Below are 2,778 nucleotides of genomic sequence, written 5' to 3'. Positions count from 1 at the left end.
GTCACCAGCGTGGTCAGGTGGTGATATTCGTAGGTGGTCTTGCGGCCCAGCGGGTCGGTCTCTTCGAGCAAGCGGGAGAACTCGTCGTACTTGAATTGCAGGCGGTTACCGTCCGGCAAGGTCAGGCCAACCTACCGCTCATCATAAATATATATTTTCTCTTCACCACGCAAAGTGAATAAGCCCACAAGATCCCCTCTCTCGAAAACGGGATATATCTTAATACCTGGCAAGCTATTAGACGAAAACGTTAGAATTTCCTGAAGACGCCCTTGATTCCAGTCGTAACCTAACGTCCAAAATTCCGAGTCAAAATCAACCCTGCAAGCTTTACGTACTTCTCCTTGCTCTTTATCAATTACCTTGAGCCACAAACGTTCGCCGTGACGATTCATCTTAATTGAATAATCTCGCCTGTCATCATAGAAAAAATATTCAAACCCATGAATTTCACCCTTTGCATTGTAGATATCTACCTTCTGCAACCGCCCATCCACGTAATAATATTTGTTTATATTTTTTTTACTTGTAGGTTCCTTTGCAGTCAGCCTGCTTGGCTTTACACCTGACATCTCTAATTCATAAGGAATAAAAGAAATTCCGACCCCTTTCGACCACTTAATATTCGAGGCTTCGGCACAATCAGGATCAAAATCCAAAACAAAGGAAGAATCCTCAGCTTTCTTGACAACCTCATCTTTAAAGCGCTTCAAATCTTCTACCAGCATAGTTCTACCTTATCGTTTTAAATGAAACACCATCAAACAGCGACTGCTTAACCTCGGAAAGTGCGCTGAGAAATTCCTCTCGACCATTGGCTACGGAAAGCTTATCAAACACATATTGCTTATAGGCTTTGCCGTGCACACCCGCACCTTTGTGAGGGGTGGCAGTTGTACCTGGAACCCTTGCAGACTCGGTATTGGGCAGCCAAATCCCATTACGCTTATCATTTATATCAATGTCCAATTCATCCATCTTTTTCCGGAGTGCAATCATCCTCGCATCTTTCGAGTTGGACATCACAATATGATGCGCATCATACTGACCTCCCCCCTGTGGACTTATCCCGAGTTCTTTTCGAAGAAGCTTGGCATCTGAGTTGCACGACAGACCTAGTTCATCGATCCACCCTATAGGGCTAGGTGCATATTGATATAAATTATCTCCACCTGCTAGACCGATGGGGTCTTGTGTCAGAAATCTCCCGATTTCAGGGACATAGAATCGGAACGTGTTGTAGTGCAGCCCCGTTTCGGCATCAAAGTACTGACCTTGGAAGCGTAGGTTCTGCTCCACCTCATTGACCGCTAGCTGCTCTATCTCACCCCACGAGCGATATGTCGCCTGCCAGACAATCTCACCCTCGCTATCGGTCAGCTCCAGCGGGGTTCCAATCTGGTCAGTATGGAAGTAATAGACCTTCTGCCCTTCCCCTTCAACCCGATCAACCCGCGCCAACGGCGCATAGCTACCCGGCTCGTACAGGTACAAGATGCTCTGCCCTGGCGTTTCCTCCCGCAGCATCCTCAGCCCCTGCCAGAGGAAGCGCTTCTGCTCGACCTCGCCATTGATTTCAGCCTGCTTGGCTATTCGCCTCCCCAAGCTGTCGTAACGATACTCGCCTTGGCTTTCCAGCTTGCCATTGACCAACGTCTCCGCCCGCACCAGCCGGTTCTCGCAGTCATAGCTGAAGTACTGCAGCTTGCTGTGCCCCGAGCGCTTCTCGATCAGGTTGCCCCACGGGTCGTAGCGATACTCCTGATCCCGCCACTGTTTGATGCGGTTGTCCTTGACCTTGTCGAACTGCCGCGCATTGAAGTCCAGGCGGTTGGCTGCCGGGTCGTAGCGGAACTCCTCGCTGCCCACCAGCGAGCCCGTATCACGGCTGCGCAACTGGCCGTTGGCTTCGTACTCGTACTTAATCTCGCCGCGTAGCTTGTCGAGGGTACGCACCAGTTCACCGGCCGGGTCGTACTGATAACGGCGGTGGATCGGGTTGTAGGCGTGCTCCACCAGCAACGAGGTATTCACACCGGTGTTGTGCACTTGCGAGAGCTTGTAGGCCGGCAAGGTCGAGGCAAACTGCCAGGCCTTGCGCCCCATGGCGTCGTAACCGAAGCAACTGGTGAGCTTGCCCTGGGTCCGGTACACCTCGCGGTGCAGGTCATCGCGCTCCATGTCGCTGATCACCTGACCATCCAGGTTCAGCTGGTGCAGGTGGCCACTGCCGTAATACAGGTGATTGACCTTGCGCCCATCCGGCAGGGTCAGCGTGGTCAGGTTGCTGAGTGGGTCGTACTCGTAGCCAAGCGTTCCGGCGGAGGTGATTTCTTTCGTCAGCCGACCGAGCAGATCGTAGGCGTACTCAAGCTTTTCTTCCGTGATCCCAAGCTGCTTGCCGATCCCGCTCGGTTGCCGCTCGATGCTCAGCAACCGGTCACCGTCGTCGTATGCGAATGTCTGGCTCGCATCACGGTTGATCTTGGCGACCAAACGGCCAATGGCATCACGCTCGAACAGCGTATGGCGCTCGGGCCGCTCGGCATTTTCGCCATAGCCAATCTCATCCAGTCGTGTGAGATGGCCACCGACGTCGTAGCTGAAACGCCGGGTCAGGTTATCCACCCGCACTTCTTCGCTCAGCCGGTCCGAAGCGTCGTAGGCAAAGCTGTACGTGGCGTTGTTCTCGTTGACCAGCGCGGTCAGGCGAATGGCCTTGTCGTACTCGTAGCGAACCCGCTGGCCCTTGGCATCCTGGCGGCTGCTCGGCAGGCC

General features: G+C 53.2%; 2 protein-coding genes and 1 pseudogene. All 3 read right to left on the bottom strand.

Translation table 11 applies throughout. The features are described 5' to 3' along the window. A pseudogene (locus ACTJJN_RS26945) lies at positions 1–131 on the bottom strand (RHS repeat domain-containing protein); the annotation flags it as partial. Further along, positions 132–728, bottom strand: coding sequence for a hypothetical protein (locus ACTJJN_RS26940; protein ID WP_014756615.1), 597 nt, complete (start codon positions 726–728; stop codon positions 132–134). Positions 729–732: 4 nt separating this feature from the next. Beyond that, the coding region (locus ACTJJN_RS26935) for an RHS repeat-associated core domain-containing protein (protein WP_440781794.1) at positions 733–2,778 on the bottom strand (2,046 nt) is incomplete at its 5' end.

Source organism: Pseudomonas sp. 22515 (assembly GCF_052044625.1).
Classification (GTDB): domain Bacteria; phylum Pseudomonadota; class Gammaproteobacteria; order Pseudomonadales; family Pseudomonadaceae; genus Aquipseudomonas; species Aquipseudomonas alloputida.
Note: the sequence above shows the minus strand (reverse complement) of the source record. Positions and strands in the feature narration are given on the sequence as shown.

Bases quoted from the DNA above. Each gene is read 5' to 3' on its own strand.
- ACTJJN_RS26940 (WP_014756615.1), bottom strand. From the start codon at position 728: ATGCTGGTAGAAGATTTGAAGCGCTTTAAAGATGAGGTTGTCAAGAAA.